The 5505-nt window shown below is 57.0% G+C and carries 6 protein-coding genes and 1 pseudogene; all 7 read right to left on the reverse strand.

What is annotated here, in order from left to right:
• Positions 1-927 (reverse strand): FprA family A-type flavoprotein (locus ABYV26_RS19630; RefSeq protein WP_372683052.1); only part of this gene is annotated, 927 nt, incomplete at its 3' end.
• A gap of 211 nt (positions 928-1138) precedes the next feature.
• The gene (gene rd, locus ABYV26_RS19635; RefSeq protein WP_372683053.1) at positions 1139-1300 is read right to left on the reverse strand and encodes a rubredoxin; all 162 of its coding nucleotides are present in this window, start codon (positions 1298-1300) and stop codon (positions 1139-1141) included.
• A gap of 127 nt (positions 1301-1427) precedes the next feature.
• The gene (locus ABYV26_RS19640) at positions 1428-1607 is read right to left on the reverse strand and encodes a rubredoxin (protein ID WP_372683054.1); all 180 of its coding nucleotides are present in this window, start codon (positions 1605-1607) and stop codon (positions 1428-1430) included.
• Positions 1608-1635: 28 nt separating this feature from the next.
• Positions 1636-2607: pseudogene (locus ABYV26_RS19645) on the reverse strand (NAD(P)H-dependent oxidoreductase).
• Positions 2608-2613: 6 nt separating this feature from the next.
• Entirely contained in the window at positions 2614-2964 is a 351-nt protein-coding gene (locus ABYV26_RS19650) for a cytochrome c3 family protein (protein WP_372683055.1), read from the reverse strand.
• 234 nt (positions 2965-3198) lie between these two features.
• Positions 3199-4227 carry a cytochrome d ubiquinol oxidase subunit II gene (gene cydB / locus ABYV26_RS19655; protein WP_372683056.1) on the reverse strand — a complete coding sequence of 343 codons (1029 nt, stop codon included), beginning with the start codon at positions 4225-4227 and terminating at the stop codon, positions 3199-3201.
• Between the two features lie 37 nt (positions 4228-4264).
• The coding region (locus tag ABYV26_RS19660) for a cytochrome ubiquinol oxidase subunit I (protein ID WP_372683057.1) at positions 4265-5505 on the reverse strand (1241 nt) is incomplete at its 5' end.

Consider the following 5505-nt stretch of genomic DNA (forward strand, 5'->3'; position numbering starts at 1 on the left):
CGTCGGGGAGCCGACGATCAACGCCCCCGCATCGAGAATCTGTGTGATCACATCGCTGCGGTGGGATCCCCGGAGCGGCATCATGGAGACGGCCGCGCCGCCCTGGGCAAGGCCCTCGGCAATCGCCCGAGCCATGAGGTCCGTGCTGTTCCACATCGTGTCATAGACCACCACCGCCTTCTTCTCCTGCTCCTGCCGGCTCCATCTCAGGTAGGCGTCAAGGATCTTGCCGGGATTTTTGCGCCAGACGACGCCATGGTCCGGGCAAATCATGTCGATCTGAATCCCCGACGCCGCCACCTTCTCCATCAGCTTCAAAATGCGGGGCGCATAGAGCAAAAGGATGTTGGCATAGTATTTTTTGGCCTGCTCCATGAGGTCTGTGGCGGCCTGGTCGTCGAATTTGTCGAACCCGGCGTAATGCTGACCGAACCCGTCACTGGAAAAGAGGATGTGATCCTCCTTCAGGTAGGTAAACATGCTGTCCGGCCAGTGGATCATGCGCGTTTCCATGAAAGTGAGGGTGCGCTGGCCCAGGGAGAGTGCTTCGCCCTCTTCGACCGGGTGATAGTTCCAGGCGTTGGAAAAATGGCTGGCCAGGTTTTTGGCTCCCATCTTGGAACAATACAGCGGCTTGTCTGTTCCCACCCGGTGCATGACCTGCGGCAGCGCACCCGAGTGGTCCATTTCGGTGTGGTTGCTGACCACCACGTCGATCTTTTTGGGATCGATAATCTGGGAGATGTTGCCGATCAGCTGGTCGGCAAAAGGTGCCTTCACCGTGTCGATGAGGGCCACCTTTTCGTCCATGACCAGATAGGCGTTGTAGCTGGTTCCCCGGTCGGTGGAGTAGCCGTGAAAATCTCTGATGTTCCAGTCGATGACGCCGACATCATAGACGCCGTGTGCAATTTTAGTCGGTCGCATATAATCATTCCTGTTGCTGTTAGCCCCCGCCCTCCTGGGCGGTAGGGTGGATCCATGCCGGCAGACGAGATCGGATTGACTGACCCCATCAGCCGGTGGTTCTGTTGACTCGCCGGTCAACCATAAGTGAAATGCCCTTTTCCCGTGAGCAGAAAAAGGGCATCCGATGCCGGTGGTTGAAAAAGAGTAGATTCCGTCCAGAAGCGGTGGACTACTCCTCTTTTTCGAAATCGTCTTTACCCGCTCCGCAGACCGGGCATTCCCAGTCCCCGGGCACATCCGCCCATTTGGTGCCGGGAGCCACGCCGTTGTCAGGGTCCCCCGCTTCGGGATCGTAAACATAGCCGCAGAGTGTGCAAACATACCTGTCCATTTTTACCTCCGTAAAGTTAAGCGTTAATGGTAACACATGCCATCATGCATGATGCGTTCATGTTGAAGTAGGAATCCCTTTCCTTACCATGAAGGGTCTCGTGGTGTCTAATTGAAATTTACGGCGACTATCCCAAAGGTTTGAACATCTTTTTCCCGGCGCCGCAGATGGGGCATTTCCAGTCGTCGGGAAGATCGTCAAAGGAGGTTCCCTTGGCGATCTTGCCCTTGCGGTCTCCCTTGTCGGGGTTGTAGATATACCCGCAGCTTGCGGTCTGACACTGGTACATTTCGTGGGGTTCGGCCATGCTTGTCTCCTTTTTTTATTTCAGTTCATTATAACGATTGCATCAGCACATCGAGTTTGGCTTCAATCGCCCGGCGCAGGCGGTTCATGGCGTCCTCATCGGGTAAAGTCGGCTCAGGCAGGGACCATTGCACCGTTTTTATGCCCGGAATCGGTATGGTATCGGCACCATCGCCGATGGCTACGGTCAGATCGGGGGTGGTGCCGAAAAGGGCCTGTTCAAAGGTCTGCGGGATGCGGTAGCCCACGTCCACGCCGACCCGCTGCATGAACCGGCTCATCGGCGCTGACATTTCGGGCGCCGGTCGCGGGGCGGCGAATCCGGTGCGGATGGCGTCGCCGAAACGCTCCTGGGCTATGGCCGCCGCCATGGGCGCCCGGCAGGCGCCTGTCGGTGAGATGAAGAGTACGTGCTTGCGCTTGACCAGGGGCAGGACGGTTTTCTGGATGGTCTCGTCAATGTCCGCGGCCAGACCCTCGTGATGGCGGATCGCACCCTTGGATTCAACACCCCGGTAAGTCAGCGCGTGGCTGAACTGGGCGTCGATGGCATCGAAGAAGTACTGGGTGGTCAGGTGGATGCCGTCGAACAGCTGGCGCCCTTTTGACGCCGCGACGCTGAGCAGCAGTCCTTTTCGGGTGGCCGACAGCGGATCCTTCAGTTTATACACGTATTTTCGCGACCAGAGGGTCTGGCAGCGGTCGATGAGGACTTTGAGCTGGGCGGAGATGCCATAGAAAAAGACCGGGGTTGCGGCCACCACCAGATCTGCTTGTCACAGCAGGCCGTATACTTCCGTTGACATGGGATCATCGGCAATGACGCAGGTGCCGTGGGTTTCACAGTATCCACAGCCGATGCATGGCACAATGCCGGCCCGGGCCACCTGGATGGTTTTAACGGCAGCGCCCGCCTCGCCGGCCCGTTCCAGAAAGGATGCCAGAAGGGTGTCGGTGTTTCCGCCTTTGCGCGGGCTGCCCTGAAGTCCTAATATCAGCATGGTTGTCTACGATTTGACATGGCAGGTGGAACAGGTCACCGGGCCATGGGGTTTGCCCGTCTTTTTTTCCTCCTTGTGGCACTTGATGCACTGGAGGTTCATCACTTTTTTCGGCTTCAGCATTCCCTTCTCCTTCATCTTCCTGATGGCCTCGGTTTCTTGGGGAAAGACGCTGTGGCAAACGTTGCAGTCATTGATACGGTCTTGATGCTGGGCGTGGGGAAAGGGCACCTTGCCCGATCGACCACCGTAAATGTCGATGCGATCCGGCCCCTGGTTGGCGGCATGGGTTGCAGCCATACAGAAGGTGAGAATCAGGGTGATGACAAGGGTGATCATAGAGATATGGCGGTTCATGTATGGCTCCGTTTAAGGTTGCGGCTTCGGAAAAAGTCCGATATCTGCGTTAGGCTTCATCCCTCGTCATTGCGGCGTACAACAAGTACGCCGCATTCCTTAAGGATTTGCAAGCCTTGATCTCGGGCTTTTTTCGAAGCCGTTGGAAATGCGACTTTTTTCGAGTGCTTTAAGCTTGCCCGCCGCGCCGATCGGTAAGCTGCCGGGCAGAAACGGCGGTTGTCTTGTGATCGATCAATACATCTCTTCATGGGCCAGGTCGTCGTCGGTCACCTTGACGCTGAACAGGTTGTAGGCATAGATCTGGTAAGCCAGTACCACGGGCACGAACAGCAGCACCACGATGAGCATGATCTTCAGGGTCAACGGGCTTGACGAGGCGTTATAGGCCGACAGGCTGTAGGCGGCATCGATGCTGGATGGGAACAGATTGGGAAACAGCCCGATAACGCCGAAAAATGTACACGACACGATGGTGGCCGCTGAAGCCAGCCATGCCTTGAAAAAGGCTTTTTGCATCAGAAAGTACTTGACTCCCACGATGGCGGCAACGGAGATGGCCGGTACCAGGAAGAGGACCGGGCTGGTCAGGTAATTGTTGTACAGCGGGGTGAAGATGTAACTCGCCACCAGAAAGACGACCGCCACGCCGGCGAGTATCGGCCACAGCTTGCCGGCCAGGCTTTCGGCCCGTTGGGCCAAATCGCCGTCGGCACGCACGGTGAGCCACAGGGCGCCGTGGACCAGGAAAAGGCACAGAAACAACACGCCGCCCAGCAGGCCGTAGGGATTGAGCAGGGTGAACAGGGTTCCCAGGTAGATGCCGTCCTGGTCGAAGGGGATGCCTTTGAAGATGTTGCCAAAGGCCACACCAAACAGCAGTGCCGGTAAAAAACTGCCCACGAAAATGCAGGTGTCCCACACCCGCTTCCATGCCGGACTATCCACTTTATTGCGGAACTCAAAGGAGACGCCGCGCAGGATCAGGGCGAAGAGAATCAGCATCAGCGCCGAGTAGAGGGATGAGAACATCACCGCATAGACCAACGGAAAGGCAGCGAAGGTGACGCCACCGGCGGTGAGCAGCCATACTTCGTTGCCGTCCCACAGCGGCCCCATGGCGTGGATCATCATGTGCTTGTCGCGTTCCGATTTGCCCAGGAAGGGGTAGAGCGTGCCGATACCCAGGTCGAATCCGTCCGTCATGAAAAAGACCGCCCAGAGCAGGCCCCAGATAAAAAACCATACAGTTTGTAGTTCCATTTATAACCCCTGTGATTTGTCTGTATTGGTAAATGGTTCAGCCATTGGCCGATTCGGCGTCTGCCGCGGCCGGTTTAGGGCCTTTTTTGGCGAAATCGGCGATGAGGTAAAAGCCGGCGGCCCCCAGCAGGCCATATACCAGGATGAAACCCACCAGGGAGGTCATTACCTGGGAGGCCGCCACCGGTGAGGCTGCATTGGCGGTTTTCAACAGGCCATAGACAATCCAGGGCTGGCGGCCCACTTCGGCCAGCACCCATCCCATCTCGATCGCCAGGTAGGGCAGCGGGATGGCAAATAGCATGACCCACAGGTACCAGCGGGATTCAATCAAGCGGTTTTTCAAAAACAAGCCAATGATCGTAAGCAGAGGAAAAAGGGTTCCTAAAGCCACCATTGTTCGGAAGGAGACAAATGTCGGCAGTACCGGCGGCCGTTCATCTTTGGGGATGTCCTTCAGTCCGGTCACCGCCGCATTGACGTCGTGATGGCCCAAGAAGCTCAGGGCGCCGGACAGGCGGCCGATCTCGATCGCGTTGCGTTCGTTCTTCTCATCAGGAATGGCGAACATGACGATGGGGGCCCGGGTCTGGGTCTCCCAGTGAGATTCCATGGCCGCCAGCTTGGCCGGCTGGGTCTGGGTGACGTGAACGGCGTGCATGTCACCGGTGATGGCCACCACGATCGAGGAGACCAACCCCACAACCAACCCGATATTGAAAGAGCGGGTGAAAAAATCGACGTGTTGTTTTTTCAGCAGGTGCCAGGCACTGATTCCCATCATGAAAAAAGCGGCCAGAAGGAAGGCGGAGGGAATCGTATGCGCAATCTCCAGCAGACCGAATGGGTTGGTCACCACGGCCAGAAAGTCGGTCAGCTCCGCCCGGCCGTCCCGGATGGTAAATCCCACCGGATGCTGCATCCACCCGTTGGCCAGAAGAATCCATATTGCCGAGACGTTGCCGGCGCCGGCTACCAGCCACATGACCGTGGCGTGGGCTTTTTTGGACAGTTTTTTCCATCCAAAAATCCAGATGCCAATAAAGGTGGATTCCAGGAAGAATGCCACGGACGCTTCAATGGCCAGAAGCGACCCGAAGACATCACCCACGTAGGCGGAGTAGCGCGACCAGTTGGTGCCGAACTGGAACTCCAGGGTGATGCCGGTGACAACGCCCACGGCAAAGTTGATCAGAAACAACTTGCCCCAGAATTTTGTCATGTCTAGATACGTCTCATCCCCGGTTTTGACATACCGGCTTTCCATGTAGGCGACCA

The organism is Desulfosarcina sp. (assembly GCF_041551955.1).
Taxonomy (GTDB): domain Bacteria; phylum Desulfobacterota; class Desulfobacteria; order Desulfobacterales; family Desulfosarcinaceae; genus Desulfosarcina.

What these genes read in the sequence shown, in the direction of transcription:
- rd (WP_372683053.1), bottom strand. Translation starts at nt 1,300, where the DNA reads ATGGACAGGTATGTTTGCACACTCTGCGGCTATGTTTACGATCCCGAA.
- ABYV26_RS19640 (WP_372683054.1), bottom strand. Translation starts at nt 1,607, where the DNA reads ATGGCCGAACCCCACGAAATGTACCAGTGTCAGACCGCAAGCTGCGGG.
- ABYV26_RS19650 (WP_372683055.1), bottom strand. Translation starts at nt 2,964, where the DNA reads ATGAACCGCCATATCTCTATGATCACCCTTGTCATCACCCTGATTCTC.
- cydB (WP_372683056.1), bottom strand. Translation starts at nt 4,227, where the DNA reads ATGGAACTACAAACTGTATGGTTTTTTATCTGGGGCCTGCTCTGGGCG.